The 25,204-nt window shown below is 61.8% G+C and carries 29 protein-coding genes and 1 tRNA gene; 20 read left to right on the top strand and 10 right to left on the bottom strand.

Annotated features, from left to right (window positions below):
- Positions 1–26: 26 nt before the first annotated feature.
- Positions 27–341, top strand: coding sequence for a cupin domain-containing protein (locus RIdsm_RS18410; protein ID WP_057819784.1), 315 nt, complete (start codon positions 27–29; stop codon positions 339–341).
- 3 nt (positions 342–344) lie between these two features.
- Here RIdsm_RS18410 and RIdsm_RS18415 read toward each other — a convergent pair whose 3' ends face one another.
- Together RIdsm_RS18415 and RIdsm_RS18420 are read right to left on the bottom strand one after the other, a co-directional pair.
- On the bottom strand, positions 345–1,148 hold the full coding sequence (locus RIdsm_RS18415) for a 3-hydroxybutyrate dehydrogenase (protein ID WP_057819782.1): 804 nt from the start codon (positions 1,146–1,148) through the stop codon (positions 345–347).
- Positions 1,141–2,664 carry a class I adenylate-forming enzyme family protein gene (locus RIdsm_RS18420; RefSeq protein WP_057819780.1) on the bottom strand — a complete coding sequence of 508 codons (1,524 nt, stop codon included), beginning with the start codon at positions 2,662–2,664 and terminating at the stop codon, positions 1,141–1,143. The genes RIdsm_RS18415 and RIdsm_RS18420 overlap by 8 nt, the downstream gene beginning before the upstream one ends.
- A gap of 124 nt (positions 2,665–2,788) precedes the next feature.
- On the opposite strand from RIdsm_RS18420, the gene RIdsm_RS18425 reads away from it, so the two are divergent.
- The 4 genes from RIdsm_RS18425 (at position 2,789) to aat (ending at position 6,154) form a co-directional block, all read left to right on the top strand.
- Positions 2,789–3,325: a helix-turn-helix domain-containing protein gene (locus RIdsm_RS18425; RefSeq protein ID WP_057819997.1), complete on the top strand. Its 537-nt coding sequence runs from the start codon at positions 2,789–2,791 to the stop codon at positions 3,323–3,325.
- 178 nt (positions 3,326–3,503) lie between these two features.
- Positions 3,504–4,001: an acetyl-CoA carboxylase biotin carboxyl carrier protein gene (accB, locus tag RIdsm_RS18430; protein ID WP_057819778.1), complete on the top strand. Its 498-nt coding sequence runs from the start codon at positions 3,504–3,506 to the stop codon at positions 3,999–4,001.
- Between the two features lie 10 nt (positions 4,002–4,011).
- Entirely contained in the window at positions 4,012–5,361 is a 1,350-nt protein-coding gene (gene accC / locus RIdsm_RS18435) for an acetyl-CoA carboxylase biotin carboxylase subunit (RefSeq protein ID WP_057819776.1), read from the top strand.
- A gap of 139 nt (positions 5,362–5,500) precedes the next feature.
- Positions 5,501–6,154 (top strand): leucyl/phenylalanyl-tRNA--protein transferase, encoded by a 654-nt coding sequence (aat, locus tag RIdsm_RS18440; RefSeq protein ID WP_057819774.1) that lies wholly within the window; start codon positions 5,501–5,503, stop codon positions 6,152–6,154.
- Here the strand turns inward: aat and RIdsm_RS18445 are convergent.
- From RIdsm_RS18445 to RIdsm_RS18470, 6 genes are all read right to left on the bottom strand, one after another.
- Positions 6,115–6,486: a DUF2155 domain-containing protein gene (locus RIdsm_RS18445; RefSeq protein ID WP_143100560.1), complete on the bottom strand. Its 372-nt coding sequence runs from the start codon at positions 6,484–6,486 to the stop codon at positions 6,115–6,117. The two genes, aat and RIdsm_RS18445, sit on opposite strands and share 40 nt — an antisense overlap.
- On the bottom strand, positions 6,483–6,944 hold the full coding sequence (gene mlaD / locus RIdsm_RS18450; RefSeq protein WP_057819772.1) for an outer membrane lipid asymmetry maintenance protein MlaD: 462 nt from the start codon (positions 6,942–6,944) through the stop codon (positions 6,483–6,485). Before mlaD ends, RIdsm_RS18445 begins: the two co-directional genes overlap by 4 nt.
- A gap of 33 nt (positions 6,945–6,977) precedes the next feature.
- Positions 6,978–7,361 (bottom strand): NADH:ubiquinone oxidoreductase subunit NDUFA12, encoded by a 384-nt coding sequence (locus RIdsm_RS18455; RefSeq protein ID WP_057819770.1) that lies wholly within the window; start codon positions 7,359–7,361, stop codon positions 6,978–6,980.
- A gap of 100 nt (positions 7,362–7,461) precedes the next feature.
- Positions 7,462–8,352: a cation diffusion facilitator family transporter gene (locus tag RIdsm_RS18460; protein ID WP_057819768.1), complete on the bottom strand. Its 891-nt coding sequence runs from the start codon at positions 8,350–8,352 to the stop codon at positions 7,462–7,464.
- A 166-nt stretch (positions 8,353–8,518) separates the two neighbouring features.
- Positions 8,519–9,781 carry an ATP-dependent Clp protease ATP-binding subunit ClpX gene (gene clpX / locus RIdsm_RS18465; protein ID WP_057819766.1) on the bottom strand — a complete coding sequence of 421 codons (1,263 nt, stop codon included), beginning with the start codon at positions 9,779–9,781 and terminating at the stop codon, positions 8,519–8,521.
- Between the two features lie 145 nt (positions 9,782–9,926).
- Entirely contained in the window at positions 9,927–10,559 is a 633-nt protein-coding gene (locus RIdsm_RS18470; protein ID WP_057819764.1) for an ATP-dependent Clp protease proteolytic subunit, read from the bottom strand.
- A 255-nt stretch (positions 10,560–10,814) separates the two neighbouring features.
- On the opposite strand from RIdsm_RS18470, the gene RIdsm_RS18475 reads away from it, so the two are divergent.
- The 8 genes from RIdsm_RS18475 to RIdsm_RS30395 all read left to right on the top strand — a co-directional run bounded on the left by RIdsm_RS18475 (position 10,815) and on the right by RIdsm_RS30395 (position 14,708).
- Positions 10,815–11,153 (top strand): ArsR/SmtB family transcription factor, encoded by a 339-nt coding sequence (locus tag RIdsm_RS18475; protein ID WP_057819762.1) that lies wholly within the window; start codon positions 10,815–10,817, stop codon positions 11,151–11,153.
- A 90-nt stretch (positions 11,154–11,243) separates the two neighbouring features.
- Positions 11,244–12,128 carry a carbon-nitrogen hydrolase family protein gene (locus RIdsm_RS18480; RefSeq protein ID WP_057819760.1) on the top strand — a complete coding sequence of 295 codons (885 nt, stop codon included), beginning with the start codon at positions 11,244–11,246 and terminating at the stop codon, positions 12,126–12,128.
- Between the two features lie 82 nt (positions 12,129–12,210).
- Positions 12,211–12,429 carry a translation initiation factor IF-1 gene (infA, locus tag RIdsm_RS18485; RefSeq protein ID WP_005978431.1) on the top strand — a complete coding sequence of 73 codons (219 nt, stop codon included), beginning with the start codon at positions 12,211–12,213 and terminating at the stop codon, positions 12,427–12,429.
- A 14-nt stretch (positions 12,430–12,443) separates the two neighbouring features.
- Positions 12,444–13,022: a Maf family protein gene (locus tag RIdsm_RS18490; RefSeq protein WP_057819758.1), complete on the top strand. Its 579-nt coding sequence runs from the start codon at positions 12,444–12,446 to the stop codon at positions 13,020–13,022.
- The gene (locus RIdsm_RS18495) at positions 13,019–14,041 is read left to right on the top strand and encodes a ribonuclease E/G (RefSeq protein WP_057819756.1); all 1,023 of its coding nucleotides are present in this window, start codon (positions 13,019–13,021) and stop codon (positions 14,039–14,041) included. The genes RIdsm_RS18490 and RIdsm_RS18495 overlap by 4 nt, the downstream gene beginning before the upstream one ends.
- Complete coding sequence (locus RIdsm_RS18500) at positions 14,038–14,220, top strand: DNA gyrase inhibitor YacG (protein WP_057819754.1); 183 nt, start codon at positions 14,038–14,040, stop codon at positions 14,218–14,220. Before RIdsm_RS18495 ends, RIdsm_RS18500 begins: the two co-directional genes overlap by 4 nt.
- An 80-nt stretch (positions 14,221–14,300) precedes the next feature.
- Positions 14,301–14,375: transfer RNA gene (locus tag RIdsm_RS18505), tRNA-Phe, on the top strand.
- Positions 14,376–14,525: 150 nt separating this feature from the next.
- Complete coding sequence (locus RIdsm_RS30395; protein ID WP_177228464.1) at positions 14,526–14,708, top strand: DUF4102 domain-containing protein; 183 nt, start codon at positions 14,526–14,528, stop codon at positions 14,706–14,708.
- A 17-nt stretch (positions 14,709–14,725) separates the two neighbouring features.
- Here RIdsm_RS30395 and istB read toward each other — a convergent pair whose 3' ends face one another.
- The gene (gene istB, locus RIdsm_RS18510) at positions 14,726–15,496 is read right to left on the bottom strand and encodes an IS21-like element helper ATPase IstB (RefSeq protein WP_151175226.1); all 771 of its coding nucleotides are present in this window, start codon (positions 15,494–15,496) and stop codon (positions 14,726–14,728) included.
- A 12-nt stretch (positions 15,497–15,508) separates the two neighbouring features.
- Complete coding sequence (gene istA, locus RIdsm_RS18515; protein WP_151175227.1) at positions 15,509–17,038, bottom strand: IS21 family transposase; 1,530 nt, start codon at positions 17,036–17,038, stop codon at positions 15,509–15,511.
- Here istA and RIdsm_RS18520 point away from each other — a divergent pair.
- The 7 genes from RIdsm_RS18520 (at position 16,953) to RIdsm_RS18550 (ending at position 25,202) form a co-directional block, all read left to right on the top strand.
- Positions 16,953–18,317 (top strand): tyrosine-type recombinase/integrase, encoded by a 1,365-nt coding sequence (locus RIdsm_RS18520; protein ID WP_083414365.1) that lies wholly within the window; start codon positions 16,953–16,955, stop codon positions 18,315–18,317. The genes istA and RIdsm_RS18520 overlap by 86 nt on opposite strands.
- A 256-nt stretch (positions 18,318–18,573) precedes the next feature.
- Positions 18,574–20,769, top strand: coding sequence for a helix-turn-helix domain-containing protein (locus tag RIdsm_RS18525; protein ID WP_057821888.1), 2,196 nt, complete (start codon positions 18,574–18,576; stop codon positions 20,767–20,769).
- Positions 20,770–21,189: 420 nt separating this feature from the next.
- Complete coding sequence (locus RIdsm_RS18530; RefSeq protein WP_143100585.1) at positions 21,190–21,762, top strand: hypothetical protein; 573 nt, start codon at positions 21,190–21,192, stop codon at positions 21,760–21,762.
- A 102-nt stretch (positions 21,763–21,864) separates the two neighbouring features.
- Positions 21,865–22,074, top strand: coding sequence for a helix-turn-helix transcriptional regulator (locus RIdsm_RS18535; RefSeq protein WP_057821884.1), 210 nt, complete (start codon positions 21,865–21,867; stop codon positions 22,072–22,074).
- A 35-nt stretch (positions 22,075–22,109) separates the two neighbouring features.
- A complete protein-coding gene (locus RIdsm_RS18540) occupies positions 22,110–22,337 on the top strand; it encodes a helix-turn-helix domain-containing protein (protein WP_082647577.1) in 228 nt (75 codons plus the stop codon).
- 152 nt (positions 22,338–22,489) lie between these two features.
- The gene (locus RIdsm_RS18545; protein ID WP_160325918.1) at positions 22,490–24,160 is read left to right on the top strand and encodes a tyrosine-type recombinase/integrase; all 1,671 of its coding nucleotides are present in this window, start codon (positions 22,490–22,492) and stop codon (positions 24,158–24,160) included.
- A complete protein-coding gene (locus RIdsm_RS18550) occupies positions 24,153–25,202 on the top strand; it encodes a site-specific integrase (RefSeq protein WP_057821877.1) in 1,050 nt (349 codons plus the stop codon). The genes RIdsm_RS18545 and RIdsm_RS18550 overlap by 8 nt, the downstream gene beginning before the upstream one ends.
- Positions 25,203–25,204 lie beyond the last annotated feature (2 nt).

Raw genomic sequence — 25,204 nt, forward strand, 5'->3', positions numbered from 1 at the left:
CCCCAAGTCAAAGGAAGGACCGCCCAATGTGCTCTGAAACCGGCTCGGCCAAACCCACCGTCATGATCGACAACGCCCGCGTCCGCGTCACCGAATGGCGCTTTGCCAAGCCCGGCGACAACACCGGCTGGCACCGTCACGAGTACGACTACGTGGTGGTGCCCCTCTTCGACGGGGTGCTCGAAATCGACCTCGGCAATGGCGAGCGGGTCACCGCGCCCATGCAGAACGGCGTGCCCTACTTCCGCGAGCTGGGCGTCGAGCATGACGTCATCAACGGCAACGACTTCGAATGCGCCTTCGTCGAGGTCGAGCTGCTCGAACCCAAGCCCGAGGCGTAACGCCTACTGCGTCGTCCACCCGCCATCGACCGGAATGGCCGTGCCCGTCACGTTATGCGCGATCGGGTCGCACAGCCACAGCGCCAGCGCGCCCATTTCCCTGGGGTCCGAGGTGCGCTTCGACGGCTGCTTTTCCGACAGCAGGTCGGCCACCGCCGCCGCGCGGTCGCCGCCTATCTCCTGCGCGCGGGCCTCGATCTGGGGGGTGATCAGCGTCGTCTCGGTCCAGCCGGGGCAGATGCAGTTCACCGTCACGCCACCGCTTTCCTTGCTGCCGGCGGCGGCATATTCCAGCGCCGCCACCTTTGAAAGCCCGATGATCCCATGCTTGGCCGCCACGTAGGGCCCCTTGTTCACCGACCCGATCAGCCCCTGCACCGAGGCGATGTTGACCACCCGGCCATAGCCCCGCTCGGCCATCAGGGGCAGCGCGGCCTGCATGGTGTAGAACGCCGCCGACAGGTTCACCGCGATGATCGCCTGCCACATGTCATGCGGCATGTCGGCCAAGGGCGCGGTGTGCTGTATGCCCGCGTTGTTCACGAGGATATCGGCCCCGCCCCAGTCGGCCACGGCCTGCATCAGGTGGGTGATCTGCGCCGGGTCGCGCAGGTCGCCGTGGAAGAACTCCGCCTCCGGCGCGCCGAGGCTCTTGAGATGCGTGCAGACCTCCTCGATCTGCGCGTCGCCCGCGATGCCATGCACCGCGATCCGCGCACCGGCACCCGCCAGCGCCTCGGCCACGCCCAGCCCGATGCCCTGCACCGAGCCCGTCACCAACGCCGTTTTCCCTGTCAGGTCAGTCATTTGCCGTCTCCTCCTCCAGCATCTTCCGCAACTCGGTCTTCAGCACCTTGCCGTAATTGTTCTTCGGCAGCTCCGGCACGGCGACATAGGCCTTGGGCCGCTTGAACCGCGCGATATTCTCGCGGCAATGCGCATCGAGCGCCGCCTCGTCCAACGCACCGTCGCAAACCACGAAGGCAACCACGTCCTCCCCCCATTCCGGGTCGGGCCGGCCCACCACCGAGACCTCGCTGACCGATCCGTGCATCAGCAGGCATTCCTCCACCTCGCGGGGGTAGATATTGGTGCCCCCCGAGATGATGACATCCTTCGAGCGATCCTGCAGCGTCACGTACCCGTCCGCATCCATCGTGCCCACGTCGCCGGTCATCAGCCAGCCGTCCTTCAGCGTCTTGGCCGTGCCTTCCGGGTTCTCCCAGTAGCCCGGCATCACCACGTCGCCGCGCGCCATGATCTCGCCGGGCTCGCCCACGGCACAGGGGTTCCCCTCCTCATCGCCGATCATCACCTCGACGCCCGCCTGCGCGCGCCCGACCGACCCCAGCCTTTCCCGCCAGCGCGGATGCGTGCGGTCGGCCACCTCGGCCCTTGTCAGCGAGGTTATCCCCATCGGCGCCTCGCCCTGCCCGTAGATCTGCAGGAAGACCGGGCCGAACACCTCCGTCGCCTCGACGATATCGGCCACGTACATGGGCCCGCCACCATAGACGATGCTGCGCAGCCCCTCGCCCCTGACGCCTTGCGCCTTCGCCGCCTGCGTCATCCGCTTGATCATCGTCGGCGCGGCGAACAGGTGCAGGTTGCCAACGGTCTTCGCCAGCTCGAAAATCTCACCCGGCTCGAACCCGCCCGAGACGGGGCAGACGTGCCGCGCGCCCATCAGCACATGCACGGGAGTGTAGAGCCCGGCTCCATGGCTCATCGGAGCGGCGTAAAGCGTGGCATCCTGCGGCGTCACCGGGTCGACGCTGGCCAGATAGGTCAGCGACATGGCGGCCAGCATACGGTGAGTGATGATCACCCCCTTGGGCCGCCCCGTGGTGCCGGATGTATAGAAAAGCCACGCCAGATCGTCCTGCGCCCGCGGCGCCGGCGCCTCGACCGGCGCGGCCGTCATCGCCCCGGCAAAGCCCGCACCGGTGGTGTCGACCACCTCTGCCTCGACCCCGGCCTCGCCCAGCGCCTCGGCCAGGCCGGGCGTGGCAAAGCACATCTTCGCCCCCGAATGGCCAAGGATCCACGCCGCCTCGCGCCCGTGCAGCTTGGCGTTGATCGGAACCACCGCCGCCCCGGCATACCAGACGCCATAGAACGCAAACAAAAACTCGGGGCAGTTCTTCATGAAGATCCCGACCCGGTCGCCCGGCCCGATGCCCTGTTCGGCCAACCACCCGGCCAGCCGCGCCGCGCGCTCGTGGAAGCCGGCGTAATCCGTCACCGGTTCGGCCCCCTTGAAAATGGCCGTTTCCCCCCCGCGCGCCTGCGCCGTCCGCATCAGCCACAGACCGATGTTCATGGATCTCCTCCCTCGCATGTTTCCGGCGCCACCAAACCACCGCCCCGCCCGGCAATCAATTCCGTAGAACCACGCATGCCCGCTTGGCCTTCCCCCACCGCCGGGGCATAGTGCGCGCATGGACATCAAGGACATGGCTTTCGACCACGCGCCGGTGGGGCTGGCGGTGCTCGAGAACCGCATCATCCGCCAGTGCAACCGCCAGTTCGCCGCCATCTTCGGCGGTGCTCCGGAAGAGTATGCCGGCATCCCGCTGGCCCATTACTACCCCTCGATCGAGGATTACCGCCGCATCGGCGAACGCAGCCTCAAGGCGATGCGCGTCACCGGCACCTATCACGACGAACGGGTGATGAAGCGGCGCGACGGCGACCTGTTCTGGTGCCGGGTGCGGGGCCAGTCGCTGACCCCCGACGACCCGTTCGCGCGCGGCATCTGGTCGTTCGCCGACCTCTCCGACGAGCGACCCATCGTCGAGTTGACCCAGCGCGAGCGCGAGGTCGCCATTCTCACCTGCCGCGGCCTGACCTCCAAGGAGATCGGGCTCGAGCTCGACCTGTCCTACCGCACGGTCGAGGTTTACCGCGCCCGCCTGCTGGAAAAGTTCCAGGCGCGCAAACTGGCCGAACTGGTGGCAAAGCTCTCCGGCATGCCGCTTTGACGCCGGCAATGCCGCCCGCCCTGCCCCCACGTCAGCAATTTTTCGCGTTTCCTCTCGCAATTTCTTCCGCCTTGCCCCACCTTTACACGCAAAGCGCCGCTTTTCTCGCCCTTCGGGTTCCCCTATAAGCGGCAAAAACATGCGACCGTTGAACGGTTGCTTCTGGTCGAGGACTGAGATGGCGAACAAAACCCACGACACCGATGTGGAATTCATCCGCGCTCTGGCGGAACTGCTCAACGACAACGACCTGACCGAATTGCAGGTCAAGCGGGAATACGGCGACAATGACAGCCTGAATGTCCGCGTCAGCCGCAAGACCGAGGTGGTCACGCAGGTGGCCGCATCTCCGGCCCCCGCCGCCCCGGCCCCCCACGCGCCGGCAGCCCCGGCAGCGTCCGCCGCGGCCGACACCGGCCCGGGCGAGGACCCGGCCAGCCACCCCGGCGCCGTGACCTCGCCGATGGTCGGCACCGTCTACATGCAGGCCGAGCCGGGCGCCCCGCCCTTCGTCTCGGTGGGCGACAAGGTCTCCGAGGGCGACACCGTGCTGATCGTCGAGGCGATGAAGACGATGAACCACATCCCCGCGCCCCGCGCCGGCACCGTCAAGCGCATCCTCGTCGAAGACGGCGCCGCCGTCGAATACGGCGCCCCGCTCATCATCCTCGAATAAGGCCGCCCCCATGTTCGACAAGATCCTTGTGGCCAACCGGGGCGAGATTGCCCTTCGCGTGATCCGCGCCGCCCGCGAGATGGGCATCCAGTCGGTCGCCGTGCACTCGACGGCGGATGCCGACGCGATGCATGTGCGCATGGCCGACGAAAGCGTCTGCATCGGCCCGCCGCCGGGCTCCGACAGCTACCTGTCGATCCCCTCGATCATCGCCGCCTGCGAGGTGACGGGCGCCCAGGCCATTCACCCGGGCTACGGCTTTCTCTCCGAGAACGCCAATTTCGTGCAGATCGTCGAGGACCATGACCTGACCTTCATCGGCCCCACGGCCGAGCATATCCGCATCATGGGCGACAAGATCACCGCCAAGGACACGATGAAGGACCTCGGTGTTCCTTGCGTCCCCGGCTCCGAGGGCGGGGTGCCCAACGTCGATGCGGCCAAGAAGCTCTGCGCCGAGATCGGCTACCCGGTCATCGTCAAGGCCACCGCCGGCGGCGGCGGCCGCGGCATGAAGGTCGCCCGCGATGCCGCCGGGCTCGAACAGGCCTTCCTCACCGCCCGGTCCGAGGCCAAGGCCGCCTTCGGCAATGACGAGGTCTATATCGAGAAATACCTCACCACGCCGCGCCATATCGAGATCCAGGTCTTCGGCGATGGCAAGGGCCGCGCGGTTCACCTGGGCGAGCGCGACTGCTCGCTTCAGCGCCGCCACCAGAAGGTCTTCGAAGAGGCCCCCGGCCCCGCGATCTCGGCCGAGGAGCGCGATCGCATCGGCAAGATCTGCGCCGACGCCGTGGCCCGCATCAACTATGCCGGCGCCGGCACGATCGAGTTCCTCTACGAGAACGGCGAGTTCTACTTCATCGAGATGAACACCCGCCTTCAGGTCGAGCACCCGGTCACCGAGGCGATCTTCGACGTCGACCTCGTGCAGGAACAGATCCGCGTCGCCGAAGGCTACCCGATGTCCTTCACGCAGGAAGACCTGCAGATCAACGGCCACGCCATCGAGGTCCGGATCAACGCCGAGAAACTGCCCGAATTCTCGCCGCGCCCCGGCAAGATCACCCAGTTCCACGCGCCGGGCGGTCTGGGCGTGCGGATGGATTCGGCGCTCTACGACGGCTACACCATCCCCCCCTATTACGACTCGCTCATCGCCAAGCTGATCGTGCATGGCCGCGACCGGCAATCGGCGCTGGCCCGTCTCAACCGGGCGCTTGGCGAGCTGATCGTCGACGGGGTCGACACCACCGTGCCGCTCTTCCATGCGCTCTTGCAGGAAGAAGACATTCACACCGGCGCCTATAACATCCACTGGCTCGAAAAATGGCTGGAAACCAACCTGCGCGGCTGACACCTCTCCCCCGCGCGCCCGGCCTGCCGGCCGCCGCGCCCCCAGCTTCTTCTGGCCTGAAATATCCCGGGGGAGGCGTTGAAATCCCCGGGGATTTCAACGTCGGGGGCAGCGCCCCCAAACCCGCCCGGGTGCAGCCATGAAGGACGAAGGCGCCGTCCTGAGCCCCCAGCTGATCCTCGGGGCCTACGCCTCGGGCATCTTCCCGATGGCCGAATCGCGCGACGACCCGGAAATCTTCTGGGTCGACCCGCGCCGCCGGGGCATCCTTCCGATCGACGGCTTCCACATCTCCCGCTCGCTGGCCCGGCGCATGCGCCGGGGCGGCTACGAGGTGACGCTCAACGCCGATTTCGACGGCGTGGTCGCCGCCTGTGCCGATCGGGAGGAAACCTGGATCAGCGGGGAAATCGCCGGCCTCTACAACGCGCTGCATGCGCTTGGCCATGCCCATTCGCTCGAGATCCGGCACGACGGCCGGCTGACGGGCGGTGTCTATGGCGTGGCCCTTGGCGGGGCGTTCTTCGGGGAAAGCATGTTCTCGCGGCGCACAGATGCGTCGAAACTGGCGCTGGCGCATCTCACGCACCACCTCGGCGCCTGCGGCTTCACGCTCTTCGACACGCAGTTCATCACCCCGCACCTCGCCTCGCTCGGCGCGGTCGAAATCTCACGCGCGCGCTATCGCGCCCTGCTGCACGATGCCTTGGAACGGGATGTGTCGATCCTGTCCACGCCGTTCGACCCGGCGTCTCACCCGGCGGTCTTGCAGCGCAGCACCCAGACGTCATAGCGCGGATGCTCCAGCGCGTTGAGCGCCGGGGACGAGGCCACCATCCAGCCGGAAAACAGCTCGGTCTCGCTGGCGGTATCGGTGATCGTGAGGAAGGCGAACGCATCGCCCGCCGCATCCCCCTCGGGATAGCGGCACTCGTTCAGTTGCACGGTCAGGCGGCCATACTCGGTGCTCTGCCCGCTTTGCAGATCCATGTCGGTAACGCTCGCATTGACCTTGTCGAGCCCACGCAGCACGGCGCCCGTGCCGATTTCCACGGCATTTTCCTGCGCCGTGGCGGCCAAGGCCAAAAGGCCGGCCAGCACGGCGCCCGTCACGATCCGGATCATTCGGCAGAGGCCTCCTCGTCGCCGGCCACGAATTTCATCAGCAGGCTGACAAGGCTGACCGACCCTTGGGTGAACTCGATCTCCGAGCCCGGCTCGAGATAGAAGGGCGAGCCGCCCGGCAGGATCTCGACATAGTTGCCGCCCAGCAGCCCCTCGGAAGAAATGGCCACGGCGCTGTCCTCGGGCACGTCGATCCCCTCACGCACGGAAAAGACCGTCGACGCGCGATAGGTCTCCGCGTCGAGCGCAATCTCGGTGACCCGGCCCACCTTGACCCCCGCCAGCCGCACATCGGTGCCGACATTCACGCCATCGGCGCTGCGGAAGCTGGCGCTGAGCGCATATTCCGGCTGGCCGCCGGAAAACCCGGTGACCTGGCCCGCATAGACCATGAAGCCGACCGCCACCGCCAGGACGGCGCCGCCAACCAGAACTTCCGTCGTGTGTTCCGTGGACATGCGTTTGCCTTTCCTCGACCCGGGGGGAGGCCCTTATTCCGGGCTCCACGCCTCGTAGTCGCGCCGCACGGCCGGTTCGGGCTTCCGAATCGATCCCGCGGGCGCATAGGCCAGCGCGGTGCCGGTGAGGTTTTCCTCGTGCGGCTTTTCCCATTTCTTGTGGGTCAGCGGCTTCTCGGTCGGCGGTTCTTTGTAGGTATAGTGCAGCCAGCCATGCCAGTCGGAGCTGACCCGGCTCGCCTCGGCCTCGCCGTTGAAGATCACCCAGCGTTTCTTATCATCGTGGTTGCGGTAGAAGATGTTGCCCTGCTCGTCTTCCCCCACCTTCACGCCCTTGCGCGAGGTGTAGATCAGCGTGTTGAGCGTGGCCCCGTTCCACCATGTCACGGCGCGCAGAAGCGTGTTGATGAGCCCCATGAAACCCTCCGGTGATGGTTCCCTCCGATATGGCGCATATGAGGGCAAAGGTCCAGTGCCCAAGGCCGGGTTTTCCGGCCCTGCCCGGCGATTGGGCGGCTCAGTCCAGAACCACGATCCCGGTATGCTTCGATTTGTGCTCGGGCTCGACATGGATGGTCACGCGGGTATCCGGCACCGCCTTGCCGATCGCCTCCTCCACCCGGTCGCAGATCTCGTGCGCGTCATAGACGGTCATCTCGGCGGGCACGACGAGGTGGAATTCGATGAAAGTCACGCTGCCGGCATGGCGCGTTCTGAGGTCATGCGCCTCGACCGCGCCGCTCGCCTCGGTCGAGATCACGTCGCGGACAAGAGCCAGCGTCTCTTCCGGCACCGCCTCGTCCATCAGGCCGCTGAGCGATGCCTTCACCACGCGCGAGCCCGACCACAGGATGTTCACCGCGACCAGCGCCGCCATCAGCGGGTCGAGCAGCCACCACCCGGTCAGCATCGCCATCAGCACACCCGCCGCCACCCCGGCCGAGGTGACGACATCCGTCCACAGGTGCTTGCCATCGGCCACCAGCGCGGGCGATTTCAGGGCCTGCCCCCGCCGGACCAGCACCGCCGCCCATACCGCGTTCACAACCGTGGCCGCGCCGTTGATCAGCAGCCCTTCGAGCGGCGCATCCAGCGCCCGGGGGCTGAAAAACCCGTCATAGGCCTCGCGCAGGATGAAGAGCGCGGCGATGATGATCATCACCCCTTCCAGAACGGCGCTGAAATACTCGGCCTTGTGATGCCCGAACGGGTGGTTCGCATCCGGCGGCCGCGCCGCGACCTGGATCGCCACGAGCGCGGCAAAGGCCGTGGCGAGGTTCACCGTGCTTTCCAGCGCGTCCGACAACAGCGCCACCGAGCCAGTGATCCACCATGCCAGCACCTTCAGGCACAGGACGATACAGCCGATCACGAGACTGCCCAGTGCCAGTTTCAGCGCGTCAGACATGGCGTTCCCCTTCGTTCGCGATGGCCATACAGGGGGAAAGATGAACGCTCAAGGTGTTGAATTCGCTAATGATAATAACTCTCATTCGCCCCAGCACCCGGAATCGAAAAGGCCCCGGCGATTGTCTCGTCGGGGCCTTTCGAAATCTCTTCCGTGTAGCAAACGCTTAGCCGGCGCTGGTGCCTTCCTTCTTGGCATCCGCGTAGATCATCAGCGGGGCCGCGTCGGATGTGACGGCCTCTTCGTTGACGACCACTTCCTCGACGCTCTCCATGCCCGGCAGCTCGAACATCGTGTCGAGCAGGATGTCTTCCAGGATCGACCGCAGGCCGCGTGCCCCGGTCTTGCGGGCAATGGCGCGCTTGGCAATGGCCTTCAGCGCGTCGTCGGTAAAGGTCAGCTGCGCATCTTCCAGCTCGAACAGGCGCTGGTATTGCTTGACCAGCGCGTTTTTCGGCTCGGTCAGGATGGTGACAAGCGCCTCTTCGTCGAGATCTTCCAGCGTCGCGATCACCGGCAGGCGGCCGACGAATTCCGGGATCAGCCCGAATTTCAGAAGGTCTTCCGGCTCCAGATCGGTGAAGACCTCGCCGATCCCGCGGGCATCCACGTCACGCACATCGGCGCCGAAGCCCATCGCGCTGCCCTTGCCGCGCTGCGAGATGATCTTGTCGAGCCCGGCAAACGCCCCGCCGCAGATGAACAGGATGTTGGTCGTGTCCACCTGCAGGAATTCCTGCTGCGGATGCTTGCGCCCGCCCTGCGGCGGCACCGCGGCGACCGTGCCTTCCATCAGCTTCAGAAGCGCCTGCTGCACCCCCTCGCCCGACACGTCGCGGGTGATCGAGGGGTTCTCGCTCTTGCGGGTGATCTTGTCGACCTCGTCGATATAGACAATGCCGCGCTGCGCGCGTTCGACGTTGTACTCGCTCGACTGCAGCAGCTTGAGGATGATGTTCTCCACATCCTCGCCCACGTAACCGGCTTCGGTCAGCGTGGTCGCGTCGGCCATGGTGAAGGGTACATCCAGTATTCGGGCCAGCGTCTGCGCCAGCAACGTCTTGCCGCAGCCAGTCGGGCCGATCAGCAGGATGTTCGACTTCTGCAACTCGATATCGCTTTTGCCCGAGTTGTTCAGCCGCTTGTAGTGGTTGTGCACCGCGACCGAGAGAACCCGCTTCGCCATCGCCTGGCCGATCACGTAATCGTCAAGAACATCGCAGATCTCGCGCGGCGTCGGAACGCCCTCGCTCGACTTCAGGCCGGCGCTCTTGGTCTCTTCACGGATGATGTCCATGCACAGCTCGACACATTCGTCGCAGATGAACACGGTCGGCCCGGCAATCAGTTTTCGCACCTCATGCTGGCTTTTTCCGCAAAAGCTGCAGTAGAGGGTGTTCTTGCTGTCGCCGTTGGAATTATTCGCCATTCGTAACCTTTCGGGCCGCGCCCCGCCGACTTCGGAGGCGTCCCCGCCCCATATCTTCCGTTCGCTTTCACGCCAGCTTAAGACAGAGCCACCCCCACCTCAATGTGAAAAATGGCCCTGCCCCTTTCGCCGGCATTCCCGCCGATCACTCGTCGTCGTCGGGCCCCTTGACCCGGTTTTCGACGATATCGTCGATCAGGCCCCAGGCTTTCGCCTCGCTGGGGTCCATGAAGTTGTCACGCTCAAGCGCGTCCTCGACCTTCTTCAGGGTCTGGCCGGTATGCTTGACGTAGATCTCGTTCAGCCGCCGCTTCAGCTTCAGCGTTTCCTCGGCGTGGATCATGATATCCGTCGCCTGGCCCTGGTACCCGCCGGAGGGCTGGTGCACCATGATTCGGCTGTTGGGCAGCGAGAAGCGCATGCCCTTGGCGCCCGCGGTCAGCAGAAGCGAGCCCATGCTCGCCGCCTGCCCGATAACCAGCGTGCTGACCTTGGGCTTGATATACTGCATCGTGTCGTAGATCGACAGGCCGCTGGTGACCACGCCACCGGGGCTGTTGATGTACATGCTGATTTCCTTCGACGGGTTCTCCGCCTCGAGGTGCAGAAGCTGCGCCACGATCAGGCTCGACATGCCGTCGTGAACCGGGCCGCTGACGAAGATGATCCGCTCCTTCAGGAGGCGCGAGAAGATGTCGTAGGCGCGTTCGCCCCGGCTGGTCTGTTCCACGACCATGGGCACGAGCGTGTTCATGTATACTTCGAATGGGTCTTTCATAATCCGCCTGCCTGCTTGGGTGTCCGATCCTTAAAGGATCAGGTGCTAAGAGAGTCTTAGTGGTGAGCCTAGGGCGCTGCAAGTGCCGCCCGGCAAATTCGGATGGCCCGTCGGGCGGCCACGCCCCCGGCCAGCTGGTCAAACGGCAGGCATCCTGTGGCAATTTCAGCCCATTGCCGGCGCATGGCTGCACATCGGTTTTGCACATCGCCCCCGAACACACTAGATAATGGCCAGCTTTACGAAAAAGACACGATGGCACTTCCAATACTTGATGAATCGCTCAGCGCCGAAGACAAGGCGCAGATGGCAGAAAACGCCCAGGAGGCCGCAAATTTCCTCAAGGCAATCAGCCATGAGGGGCGGCTGATGATCCTGTGCCATCTCGTCACCGGTGAGAAATCGGTGACCGAGCTGGAACGCCTGCTCTCCGCCCGCCAGGCTGCCGTGTCGCAACAGCTCTCGCGCCTGCGCATCGAGGGGCTCGTCGTGCCCCGCCGCGAGGGCAAGACGATCTATTACAGCCTCGCCGACGATCGCCCGAAAAAAGTGCTCGAAGTTGTCTACGACCTGTTCTGCGGCAAGGGCGACTGACGCCCGGCCCGGCACGCACCCTCTGGCATCTGCCGCCGCGATCCGGTTAAACCTGTCGCACCTCCCCTCCTTCACCGGAATGATGACCCCATGAAAATCGCCACCTCCGCCTATCCGCTCGATTTCCTCGCAAGCTGGGCCGACTACGCCGCCAAGATCGAAGGCTGGGTCGCCGAAGCCGCCGGCAATGGCGCCGAGCTTCTGCTCTTCCCCGAATACGGCGCGATGGAGCTGACCACCCTGGCCGGCGCCGAGACCGCGGCGCATGAGGAGAACTCGATGATCGCCGTCTCAGACCGGATGGACGACGCCAACGCGCTGCATGCCGACCTGGCCACCAAGTACAAGGTACATATCTGCGCGGCCTCGGCCACGGTCTACGACCCCGCCATCAGCCCCCGCCCGGTCAACCGCGCCCACTTCTTCACCCCCACCGGGGCGATGGGCCACCAGGACAAGCAGATCATGACCCGCTACGAACGCGACGGGATGGACGTGGTCGGCGGCGGGCCCCTGCACCTCTTCGACACGGCGCTCGGCAAGATCGGCATCCTGATCTGCTACGATTCGGAATTCCCCCTCTTCGGCCGCGCCCTGCACGATGCCGACCTGATCCTCGTGCCCTCCTGCACCGAGGTGCTGGCCGGCTATTCCCGCGTCCGCATCGGGTCGATGGCCCGCGCGCTGGAGACCCAATGCGTCACCGTCATGTCCTCGACCGTGGGCGAGGCGCCGTGGTGCCCGCATGTCGACGCCAGCATCGGCATGGGCGGCGTTTTCGGCCCGCCGGACACCGGTTTCCCGCAAACCGGCGTCATTTCGGAGGGCACGCTGGGCCAGCCCGGCTGGACCTATGCCGAGGTCGACCCGGCCGCCATCGCCCATGTCCGCGCCGACGGCGGCGTTCTGGGCCGCACCCACTGGGCCGAACAAGACGGGCGCGACACCTTTGTCACGGCTGAACGGCTGCGCTGATAAAACCCTTGAAAAAAGGGGCAAATAGGATCATGTAAGCAACGTTCCGCGAACTGGCGGGGCGATCAACAATGGAGAAGTCATGGCCAAGGAAGATACGCTCGAATTTCCCGGTGTCGTGAAGGAACTCCTGCCGAATGCGACGTTTCGGGTCGAGCTTGAGAATGGCCATGAAATCATCGCACACACGGCAGGGAAGATGCGCAAGAACCGCATCCGTGTTCTGGCTGGCGACAAGGTGCAGGTCGAGATGACCCCCTACGATCTGACCAAGGGTCGGATCAACTACCGCTTCAAGTAAGCGTCTGAAAATCAATGAAACTCATCCTCGGATCGGGCAGTCCGCGGCGCCTTGAGCTATTGGCGCAGCTCGGGCTGTCACCCGATGACGTCCGCCCGCCCGAGATCGATGAAACACCCCTCAAGGGTGAGTTGCCCCGCCCCTACTGCGTGCGCATCGCGCGTGAAAAGGCGGCGGCTGTCACGGCCGATGCCGACGACACCGTGCTCTGCGCCGATACCACCGTCGCGGTGGGCCGGCGCATCCTCGGCAAACCCGAAAACGAGGCTGAGGCGGCGGAGTTCCTCCGCCTCATGTCGGGCCGCCGCCACAAGGTCATCACCGCCGTCGCCGTGAAACGCGGCGACCGGCTGTGGGAGCGCGATGTCGTCACCGCCGTGCGCATGAAGCGCCTCTCGGAGGACGAGATCGCAGGCTATCTCTCCACCGGCGACTGGCAGGGCAAGGCGGGCGGCTATGGCATCCAGGGCCCCGCAGGCGCGCTGATCCCGTGGATTCAGGGCTCCTTCACCGCGGTCGTGGGCCTGCCACTGTCCGAGACCGCTAACCTCCTGCGCGCCGCGGGCCACCCGATCTGGAAAGGAACGCCATGAAAGGCACCGTCATCGCCCTTGGCACCGTGAAGGGCCGCGACGCCGCCGCCCTCATCGAGGACGGCCGCCTCACCGACCTGCTCATCGACAGCGACCGCCCCCGCCCCGGCGCCATCTACCGCGCCCGCGCCGACCGCCCGATGAAGGGCCAGGGCGGCATGTCCCTGCAATCCCCCGACGGCCCCGTCTTCCTGCGCCAGGTCAAGGGGCTTGCCCCGGGCGAGCCGATCCTCGTGCAGGTCACGGGCTATGCCGAGCCGGGCAAGGCGGTGCCGGTCTCCTCCAAGCTCCTGTTCAAGAGCCGCTACGCCATCGTCACCCCCGAGGCGCCCGGCCTGAACGTGTCCCGCCAGATCCGCGACGACGACATCCGCGACAACCTCCTCGTCATCGCCCACGAGGAAATGGGCGGGTCCGACATGGGCCTGATCCTGCGCTCCTCCTGCGCCGAGGCCGACCCCGACGCCATCGCCGAGGATATCCGCGCCATGGTGGCCCTCGCCGAACAGGTCACCGCCGACCGCGCCGGCGAGCCCGAGAAACTCACCGAAGGCGACGGCCCGCACGAGCTCGCCTGGCGCGACTGGGTCATGGAGGCCACGCTTGCCGACACGCCCGATGCCTTCGAGGCCCACGGCGTGCTCGACGCGCTGGACGAGCTTCAAACGTCCCTCGCCAAACTCACCGGCGGCGCGTCGTTCTATATCGAGCCCACCCGCGCGCTGGTGGCGGTCGACGTCAACACCGGCGGCGACACCTCCCCCGCCGCGGGCCTCAAGGCCAACCTCGCCGCGGCCAAGGACCTCCCCCGCCAGCTTCGCCTGCGGGGCCTGGGCGGCCAGATCACCCTCGACCTCGCGCCGATGGGCAAGAAGGACCGCCGCCAGTTCGAAACCACCCTGCGCGCCGCCTTCCGCCAGGATGCCACCGAAACCGCCCTCGCCGGCTGGACCCCGCTTGGCCATTTCGAGCTCCAGCGCAAACGCGACCGCGTCCCACTCTCCGAGGTGCTCTCATGACCTGTCCGATCTGCGCGAATCCCACCGACAAACGCTACCGCCCCTTCTGCTCGAAACGCTGCGCCGACATCGATCTGGGCAAGTGGATCAGCGGCGATTACGCGGTGCCCTCGGACGACCCCGAAGACGCCGAGCGCGCCATCGACGAGCTCAACCGGCCCGACAGCAAACCACACTGAAATTGCCGCGAATTCCCTCTGGACACCCCAGCAAACCTCGCCTAGAACGCCTCCACCCGAACGGCCCCGCCGTTCCCCGTGCCCGGGTAGCTCAGGGGTAGAGCAGTGGATTGAAAATCCTCGTGTCGGTGGTTCGATTCCGCCCCCGGGCACCATTACAACTTCCAAGATAGTCCAGCGACGTCCTAAAGGTCCGATAAATCAATAGTTTCTGCTATTGGTTGTCCAGCATGTTCCGCGTTTGTCCGCCTCAAGCCAAGAAACATGGGGGTAGAATTCGGGGTGCCAAATTGCTAGTATTTGGCATGCCTCTGACCGATATCGCCCTGAAAAAATTGAAGCCTTTGGACCGCCCTTACAAGAAGGCCGACTCGAATGGTCTCTTCATTTGGGTAAAACTGCGCATTCCGGGCTTCGCGGACAGCCATTCCAACGGCACGCGGACAGTCATTCCGGGGTGCGCGGACAAAGTTCGCGCGGGATGCTGAGCGTTTGATTTGACATCTCAGGTGTCGGTTTGTTCGTCAACGGTTTTGGTCGCGGGGGCATCGCGGGTCTTGCGCATCGACGGGCCATCGAGAGGCAATCTGTGCGCATTGTGGATCAGGCGATCCAGGATAGCGTCCGCGAAAGTCGGTTCGTCGATGATGTTGTGCCAGGCATCGACCGGCAGCTGGCTTGTGACCAGCGTTGCGCCGGACCCGTATCGATCCTCGATGATTTCCATCATATCCCGGCGCTGTGGCGCGGTCATGCGTTCCGGCCCCCAGTCGTCGAGAATGAGCAAGTCCGCTTTGACAAGCTGGCGGAACATGCGTGGGAAGCGTCCATCGTCATGCGCCAGTTGCAGTTCCGAAAACAGCCTCGGCAGGCGCTTGTAGATCACGGTGGCGTTGTCGCGGCAGGCTCTTTGTCCCAAGGCGCAGGCCAACCAAGTTTTGCCGACCCCACAGGGGCCGGTGATCAGCAGGTTGCGCTTTTCCTTGATCCATCGGCCAGCGGCGAGCTGTTGGAACAAAGCCTTGTCGAGGCGGCGCGCGGCGCGGAAATCGACATCTTCGACGCAAGCGCCACCGTGACGAAGCTTGGCGGCGCGCAGCCGGGACTGGAACCGCTTGGTCGTGCGGTTCGCCACCTCCCGGTCGATCAGGAGGCCGAGCCATTCGGCATGGCCCATGTCGGCGGCGCTGTCCTGGGATTGCAGTTCGGTGAAAGCGTCCGCCATGCCGTCCAGCTTGAGCTGGCGCAGCAGGTCGTGGGTTGGATGATCAAGCATGTGTATCCTTTCTCAGTGGAAATAATCGGCGCCGCGAATGTTGGGGTGGGTGATCGCCGGTTCCTCTGCGGGCCGATCCGGGGCCCGGCGATATCTCTTGTTCTTCAGGATGGATTGCAGGGAGCCGTAGGAATGGGCGCCGATGGTGAGCGCGTAATTTGCGGCCGCTTCAAACTCGGTTGCCGCGTATCCCTTGGACAACCGCAGGATGCCCAGGCAGGCGCGGAACCCCTGCACGGGGTGTTTGCGTTCGCGCATGATGACCTCGACGAGGGATGCCGTGTTGGGGCCGACCTTGGACGCCCACCGGCACAGGCGCTCCGGGGTCCAATCGGCATAGGCTCGGTGATTGGACGGCATGTGATCCATCACCGTAGTGTGCTTGCGGTTGCCCGATGTCCGGACATGCGAGGCAACGCGCTGATCTTTATGGAATATCTCGATAGTCCGACTGGTGATGCGCGCCCAGACCTCGGCCTTCAGCAGGGTGTGGGGCACCGAGTAATAATGCCGGTCGATCTCGACGTGGTAGTCGAGCCCCACCTTGCGGCAGCGCCATTCCGCGAACTCGTATGGCTCCAGCGGAAGCGGCTGGAGGGCGTGGCGTTCGATCTGTTCGAACAGCTCCCGGCGGCTGGCCCCGAGATGACGGGTGCGCCGGTTGTTGAAGCGCTCCAGAAGCTCCCGGATCGCCGCGTTCAACTCCGCCAACGAGGAAAAGCGCCGGTTCCGCAGCCGCGCATGGATCCACCTCTGCGCGAGCTGCACGGCCACCTCGACTGTGGCCTTGTCGCGAGGCTTGCGCGGGCGGGCCGGGATGATGGCGGTGTCGTAATGTGCCGCCATGTCGGCGTAGCTGCGATTGATTTGTGGATCGTGGAAGCAGGCCTTGGTGACCCCGGATTTGAGATTGTCCGAGACCACCGTCGTGGGCACGCCGCCCAAGAATGCGAAGGTTCGCGTGTGACTGCCGATCCAGTCGGACAGGCCTTGTGTCCAGGTGGCTTCGGCATAGGTCAGGTTCGACGCGCCGAGGGCTGCGACAAAGAACTCGGCCTGGCGCACCTCACCAGTCTCGGGGTCCACTATCTCGAAGGTTTGCCCGGCGTAGTCCACGTAAAGCGCTTCGCCCGCCACATGATGCTGGCGCATCACCGGGGCCAGCCTGCCCTCCCAGCGGCGGTAAAGCTCGCAAAAACGGCTGTAGCCATAGCCCTTGGGATGCGCCTCCCGGTATTCCTCCCAGAGCAGCGACAGGGTCACTCCGGGCCTGCGCAACTCGCTATGCACATGCGCCCAGTCCGGCTTCGGGTAGGTGGTAGCTGCATCTGGCGGTGGGACCGGGAACAACAACGCTTCCAGCGCAGCATCCGTCAGATCATCCGGCAGCGGCCAGGACAAACCCGCCCGCGCCGCCCGGCCGACATACTCGCTGACCGACGTACGGCCGACGCCGATGCTGTCGCCAACCTCCCGGGTCGTCAGGCCGCTTGCGCGCAGCCTCAAGGCTTCTCTGATCTTCCTCATCGGCAATCTCGCCATTGGGTCCCTCCCGCTCTCAAAAGAGCGAAAGGCTACCCGCCACGTGATTGCTCAGCACCCCGCCAAAGGGCTCCGCGATCTTGTCCGCGAACCCCGGAATCTTGTCCGCGCTAAATCGGAATGCTTGTCCGCGTCAGATTGGAATCCTTGTCCGCGCTACCCCGGTGCGCGCATAAAACCAAACGGATCGAAGCACTGGCATTTCAAGTACCGTTTATTGGGAAAAGAAAAGCTGATGTCCTACGGGCCGTACCCTTTGATTTCTTTGAAGGAAGCAAGGGACAAGCGCGACCGAGACAAGAAGCTGCTCCTCGAAGGGATCGACCCAGCCTCCGTCAAGAAGGAACGAAAGCTCGCTGCCGAAATTGCGGCACGTGGCCGGTTCGAAGTTCTGGCGGAGGAGCTGCTGGACAAGAACAGGCGCGAGGGCAAGGCCGAACAGACGATCAAGAAGAAGTCATGGCTGCTCGACATGGCTAACGAAAAGCTTGGCAAACGGCCGATCATGGAAATCACGCCCAGTGAAGTACTGGCCGTTCTCAAGAAGCAGGAGCAAGCTGGAAATCTGGAAACCGCCAGTCGCCTGCGATCGACCATCGGCGAGGTGTTTCGCTACGCCATTGCAACGGGTGTCACTGCAAACGACCCGACAGTGGCACTTAAGGGGGCGTTGGTCCGGAAACGTGTGAAGTCACGTGCCGCCATCACAGACAAGAAGCAACTGGGGAACCTGCTGGTCGCCATAGAGGAGTACACCGGTTACCGGGTGGTGAAATTGGGGCTCCGGCTACTGGCAATCCTTCACGTGCGCCCGGGCGAGTTGCGCTTGGCCAAATGGGACGAGTTTGATCTCGAACACGGCAAATGGACTATTCCGGAAGAGCGCATGAAGTCGAGGATGGAACATGTTGCGCCCCTGCCCTCGCAAGCCGTGCAAATACTTGAAGAACTGAAGACCCTCTCTCATCCTGATGCGCTGGTGCTGCCGTCACAGAGCCTGAAGGTGAAGCCGCTGAGTGAGAACACCTTCAATCAGGCGCTGCGAAAGATGGGGTTCTCAAAGGACGAGATGACGGCCCACGGGTTTAGGGCCACGTTCTCCTCTCTTGCGAATGAAAGCGGCCTCTGGAACCCTGACGCGATTGAGCGGGCCTTGGCGCACATTGAAGGCAATGAGGTTCGCCGTGCCTATGCACGCGGCGCGTTCTGGGATGAGCGCGTAGAGATGGCCCAATGGTGGGCCGACCTCCTTGATGAGTTGCAACGGGGTGCAAGCTGAAGAGGCGTCTGTTCCAGTTGCGCAGGCTGTTGGCCCATTTAAAGCGCTGGGTGTGTTGAGATGACTGAGGCCGCCGACTTTGACCGATAAGCTGTGACAGCAGGTGTTTGGTGCGCGTCAGTGGAGCTCTTTATTCAGCTTTTTTGGGCTAAGACTGCAACGATCTGCCAGTAAATCCACTAAAAAGACTTGCGTCTGCATAATAGCAGCATATATGCAGGGTACATGCGGAAATATTGGAGGATTTAAATTGGATATGCAGATCACGGCGACGGCGAGTGCAGTAGCGCGCCTTCGAGCTTCACTTGGAGCTACGCAGTCAGAGGTCGCAAAGATCGCGGGAGTAGATCAGAGCCGCCTTTCGCGGATGGAAAAGGGCGAAGTTGTCGCGCCAGAGGAGATCAGGCGTGTGCTCAACGCGCTAGTCGAGCTTGGCTCGGAAGATGCGAAAGGGTTCATTCGCTTCATAGACTTTGAATGGAGCTTCATCGAGCCACCTTCGTTCTGGAACCCTGAGCGAGCCTCGCTTGAAATCGCTGAAGAGACACTGGCGAAGATTGAAGAATTTCTCGGGGACGACGAACAGCCTTGGCCTCTTCGCCGCCAACTCGAACGTCGCAAAGGCGATCTTCTTCGTGCATCCAGCTTCCTGACCCGTCTGAAGCACAACATTGCTTTTGTCGGCGATATCGGCGTCGGAAAGTCCACCGCAATCAGTTTCGTATTCGACCTTCTGGTTCCTGAAAAGGCTGAAGACCGAAGCATTAACAGGCCCGTCCTTGAAACGGGGGCAGGTGGAACGACCATCTGCGAAGTTCACATAAAGAGTGGGCCGGAGTTTGGTCTGTCAGTAATCCCAATGGATGAGGCGGACTTGACCGATCTTGTCTCCGACTTCTGCGCTGCGAAGTGGGCTACGGCTCATCGCAACGAAGGTGATACGTTTGAGACCCCGGCGGTGAGCCGCGAGGTCGAGCGCGCGATCCGAAATATGTCTGGCCTTGTTCGAAAGCGGACCATGGTGGAGAGCAAGCCAACCTACCACGACCCAATTCACGAGCTGATCCGCAATTGCCAAGGAGAGGACGAATTCCGCGCCCGCATACTTGGGAGCATGAACCTGCCGGAAAGAACGAATACGGAAATCTGGTACGAGAGCGGCACTCGAAAGCACCCCTCTGAGTGGATGCGCGAGACCTTTCGTGCAGTGAACAACGGCAGAATGGCTGATGTCCCGCTTCCAAGAAGCATTGCGCTAATTGTTCCTGATTTCGGCAAAGCGTTCGGAGAGTTTGAGATCACTGTTGTTGACACCAAGGGTGTCGATGACGTGGCGGTTCGTGAGGACTTGGATCACCGTCTGAAGGATCCCCGCACCTCCGTTGTGCTTTGCTCGCGCTTCAACGATGCGCCGGGTACGAGCGCGAAGGCCCTTCTTCAACACATGAAGCAGACTTTCTCCGAGCGGTTTGATACCGGGAAGGTGTCCATACTTTCGCTTCCGCGATCAGGTGAGGCGCGGGAAATGAAGGATGACATGGGCGACCAGGCGTTGAGCGACGAAGAAGGCTACGAATTCAAGAAAATGCAGGTCTCAGGAGAACTCGACGCGGAAGAGATGTCCGGCGTTTCAGTGCTGTTTTTCAATGTCGAAATGGACAAGGCATCGCAAGTCCGTGAGGAGCTTTTCGGTCAGCTTGAACGAATGCGAACAACTGTGTCAGAACGCCTGTTTGATCTCTGTGCCGCAGCGACCGAAATTATTGAGAACCATGAGCAACACGCGGTCACTGCGGCAATTGAAGAGGTCGCCCGGCGGCTGAACACCTTTCTTCGAGGTAACGGCAAGCTTGGAGCAAGAGAACGGCACGCATACGAAGAGGCGTTAAGCACCGTACGAGGCGTACGCTACGCCTCGACGCTATGGGCGGCGACGCGGCGAAGTGGAGAATACTATGGCCTCAACATCGTTCACCAAGTAGGAGTTGGGTCAGCACGCGATGCACGTCTCCGGTCGCGAGATTGGTTTGCCAAGATAGAAGGTCACGTCAACGAGTTGACGGCTGACGAGGACCTTACACTTGCGAAGCACTCGATTGAACAGATCGGCGCGGTAGCAGATGCTTCGCGTCGGGCCTTCCTTGAGGGTGCTCAGCAGATTGCGATGGAGATTTATCGAGCGCCACTAACACAGGACCCGGTATGGTCTGACTGCTCCTCTGAATGGGGCAGGGGGCCTGGCTTCAAGGGCCGTGTCGAGTCTCACCTCCAGGCATGGTTTGATGATACACGGCCTGAACTGAAGGAAACTTTGGACGAAAGACTGAATGCGCTCTGGGAGCGTTCGGTAATAGCGCCCCTCATGCAGCTCACTGAGGAGCATGAGCCTGAGGACGGCTCCGACCCGGAGCGAGAAAATGTCTTGGCCTTTCCATCAGCTGCTTCAGCCTAATTTTCTGCGGTCCGGCCCACAGGCCGGACCCAATCAAAACGTTTGGGGGATCAGCAAAACTCATAAGTTGCTGTCGATGCCGGACACGCCAACTTCTGACCAACTAACTTGATCAGACGTTAGAGCAGTATCAGAAAACGGCTACAAATTCCGAATTTTCGCTGTTAAATCTGAAGGTTAGATTTATCTGGTGAAACCGATTTTCGACATTGGAGCTTAGCGCGTCTGAAACGCGCAGGTTCGGAGACGCTAACCCCGTTGAAGTCTATCTTGCATAGGCCATTTTAAAGAGGCGAGTTTTGTCTGGCGTTCGCGTGCTGTGCATTCACTTGCTGGAATGAGTAAAGAAGGCTCTGAGATGGGACCCCTACTTCATGAACTGCATCGGGTTGCAGTAATCAAAATGTGGAATTGAATTGAATGAGTGATGAACCCGACGTTTGTATCGACTTGGAAAGATGGGCCCGCGCCAAATATTGGACTTGGGAAGAAGTCGAATACTTATTCGTCGGCCTTGATTACTGGAAAGTCAAAAAGATCGAACCGGATGTCGAATTGGACCTTAAAGACGAGAAACGTAAGGCCGTAAAAGATGCTTTGCAGTTTCATTTTCGAACTGAAGATGTGGCTTACCGAGTTTCTCCACAGGAGGCCCTAGAGATTGCGCGCCGGGCTGGTCTTGATGTGCCTGAGGCGCCTTCCGCTGCGGTTACAGCATCAGAAGAAAATTCCACGCATTCGCCGGGCAAACTGAGTTCCGGTGACAGCAACAAATACAACAAGCTGCTGAAAATGCTGTTCGCGATAGCTGTGGTGCAGTTTGGTTACCGTCCAAGCTTGAACAGGCAAACGGCAGCTTCGGAGATCGTGAGGCTCGGTGAGCAGTTGGGCATCAAGTTTGATCGTGAAACCGTTCGAGCCCGTCTCGGCGAGGCGTACGATTTGCTGGATGAAAAAGAGTCAGCAAATGTCTTGGAATATTTTGACGAATGAGTGCGAATTTGGAAAAAGTCTAATTCGCTTAGCGAATTCGCCCAAGGTCACTTGAGGGCGAATTACGACAACACCGTATACAAACTACGGAGTTGTTCAATCATGTCCAACAGCATCACAACGAAGCGTCTCCTCCGAGTGCAGGAGATCATTGCGCCCAATGGTCCGATCCCCGTCGGCAAATCAACTTGGTGGGAAGGCGTGAAATCGGGTCGTTTCCCGCAGCCCATCAAGCTTGGCCCCCGTATCACTGTCTGGCGGGAGGAAGACATTGAAAGTCTCCTCGCGAACGGGGCTGAAGACGGCGTGTAGTCCACGCAACCTGTTTTATTGAATGGAGCCAAGCAATGATGAACTCGAAGCGCAAGAAGGTGTTCTTCAGCATCAAAGAGGTGGCCGACACGCTCGGGGTCAATGAACGCACGGTCCGCCGCTGGATCACGGTTGGTGATCTTTCCGGCCACCGGGTCGGCCGTCAGTGGCGTATCAGCTTGCAGGATATCGAAGCATTTCTGAGTGAACGATACAGCCGTGCGCACGCCACGTCCGCTAAAGTCCTGTTCTGGAACGTCTAATCCAAATGTCGGGAAACTGTGTTCACTAATTTTGGCTACAAATTCACAAGCACGGTTTCCCGAATTTCCGCATCTGTCAGCCTATGTGCGCATCCGTCCAAACCTGTCCTGCGCCACGGCAACCTGAAAAGGTCACCCCAATGAACCAACCCATGATCGAAATCAACGTCGGCCCCCGCAACTTGGCTGAGGTTATCCATCGCCTTGAAGACAATACCAAGCTGGACGCCACCAAGCGACGGGATCTGATTTCCGCAGTCTCTTGCGCGGCGAACCTGATCGGCCGTCAGCCCTTCGAACTCGAAGCTGACGTGCCCGCACTGCGCGATGCCCTTTTGAAGGTTCACCCCAAGCAAGCCGGGATTACGGCCAAGCGGCTGTCGAACATCAAATCCGATCTCGGACTTGCTTTGCGCCTCACTCGCGCCGCGCCCCGGCAACGGCGTAGTGCAGACCGTACCGATGCCTGGTTGAGTTTTCTGAACAGCGCGAGCATCAAGCATCAGAGAAACCAGTTGTCCCGGCTTGTGGATTACTGCTGCAGTCATTGGCTCGAGCCGGATCAGGTCAACGACGACGTGATGAGCGCGTTCGAAGCTCACCTTGACGCCAGTATTCTGACGAAGAACCCGAAAGAAATCCGCAAGGATACCAGCTACGCTTGGAATGCGGTCATCAAACAGAACAATCTGTCGTTTACCCCTTTGGTGGTGCCCAAAGCCGACCGTTACATTGCGACGCCGCTGAACCAGTACCCGGTTTCGCTGCGGGCCGATCTCGCAAAATATATCGACCGTCTCCGCCACGCAGACATCATGGATGAGGAGGGCCCGGACAGGGCATTGAGTGAAACCTCCCTCCGCAACATTGAAGCGCATGTTCGCCAGTTCTTGGACGCCGCCTGTTCGAACGGTTTCGACCGGACCGACTTCGAAAATCTGTCGCACACTTTGCGGCCTGACGTTATGAAGGCAGCCGTCAACAAAATCCAGGAGCGCCAAGGCGGCCAGCTTACCGCAACGACACGCAACATTCTCTCGACCCTTCAGGCCATCGCCAAGTACCACGTGAAGGCACCGGATGAGATCGTCAACTTGATCCGAAAAGCCAAGTCCAAGATTGGCGATGTCCAGATCGGGATGACCGATAAGAATATGGAGCGGCTTGCGCAGTTTGATGACCCGCGAAACATCGCCCGGCTCGTCACGCTTCCCAACGAATTGATGCAGTGGGCGCAGGAAAACTCCCCCCATAAGCGTGCTCCGCTTCGCGCGATGCATGCCGTGGCGATCAGTATCCTCCTGGTGTGTCCTTTGCGGATCAAGAACATCTCGATGCTGGACATTGAGCGGCACCTTACGGTGCACCGCGATGGAAAGCACAAGCTTTACACGTTGCATATTCCGGCCAGCGAGATGAAGAACCGTAACCCGATGGATTTTGTCTTGGGAGAGCAGCCCTCTCGTCACCTGGAAACGTACCTGTCTGAATTCAGGCAGCACGTGTCCAATGACCCGGGGTCCGCTCTGTTTCCCAAAAAGTCAGGAGGGGGTCCTCGGACGCCGGACAACCTCGGTCCGGACATCTCGCGGCTGATCTACCGAGAAACCGGCTTGGTAATGAATGCGCACCTGTTCCGGCACTTTAGCGGCATGATGTATCTGAACCACAATCCGGGCGAGTTCGAAACCGTGCGTCAGTTTTTGGGGCACAAGAAACTCGATACGACGATGGCGTTCTATGCGCGCTTCAGCAGCAAGGCTGCCGTGAAACGGTATGACGAGGCAGTGTTGTCCAAATGGCGGGGATGCGAAAATGACTGATATCCCGCTGGTTCTGAAATTCGACAATTGGCCTTTGCCTGACAAGGCTCTCTGGTCTTATCTGTTCGAGGAAGCGGACCTTTTTGACGACACCGGGCAACTGGCACATTGGCGTTCGGGTTCGCAGCAGATGTTGCGTCAAGCCTATGGCCAGTGGCTCTCCTTTTTGGCACGCAATCACGATCAGGCCTTGCTCGAAGTGCCACTCACGCGGGTGCGGCCTGATTTGATCGGGGAATACATTAAGGAGTGCCAGCTGCGCCTTGCGCCGCGAACGGTATACAACCTCGTAACGGATATCTGCATATTGGCGCGAGCCGCCGAACCCAAACACGATTTGGATTGGTTGCACCGGGTTGCAAAACGTCTGGCCCGTAAGGTGGACAGCGCCAACTTGAAGAAGCCTATCCCACTGACGGCGGACCAAGTTTTCGATTGGAGCCTTCGTCGGCTGGCGGAGGTCCAATCTGACCCTGCCCTGTCAGAGAAGAAGCGGGCTATCCATTTTCGTGACGCGTTGCTCATAGGCTTTCTCATTGCACGCCCGGTTCGCAAAGGTGCATTGCTTGCAATGGACGTAGACAGGCACCTCTTAGTGAAGCCGCACGGCTTCGCGCTGCATTTTCCCAAGGAGGACATGAAAGACGGCAGAACTCGTGACTACCCGTTCCCTGAAAAGCTGACTACACAGATGAAAGAATACCTAGACGTCCACAGACCGGTCTTGTTGGGCGAAAACGATGGGACCGGGCTTTGGATCAATCAGTACGGAAAACGTTTCGCCTATGAGGGCTTCACGCGCATGTTCGGGAAACTTACGGAGACGCACCTTGGTTTTCCACTGCGGCCCCATGCATTCCGCCATATCGTCGCAACGTCCATCGCCGAGCTTGACCCGGCACATGTTGGAATCATCCGGGATATCCTTGGACATTCTACACTTGATATGGCTGAGAAACACTATAATCGCGCCTCTCAGGTGTCGAGCTGCAACGCTTTGCAGGCCCTTCACAGTAGGATAATTGTTTCGGTGAAAGGTTAGTG

Origin of the sequence: Roseovarius indicus, from assembly GCF_008728195.1 — a bacterium.
Classification (GTDB): Bacteria; Pseudomonadota; Alphaproteobacteria; order Rhodobacterales; family Rhodobacteraceae; genus Roseovarius; species Roseovarius indicus.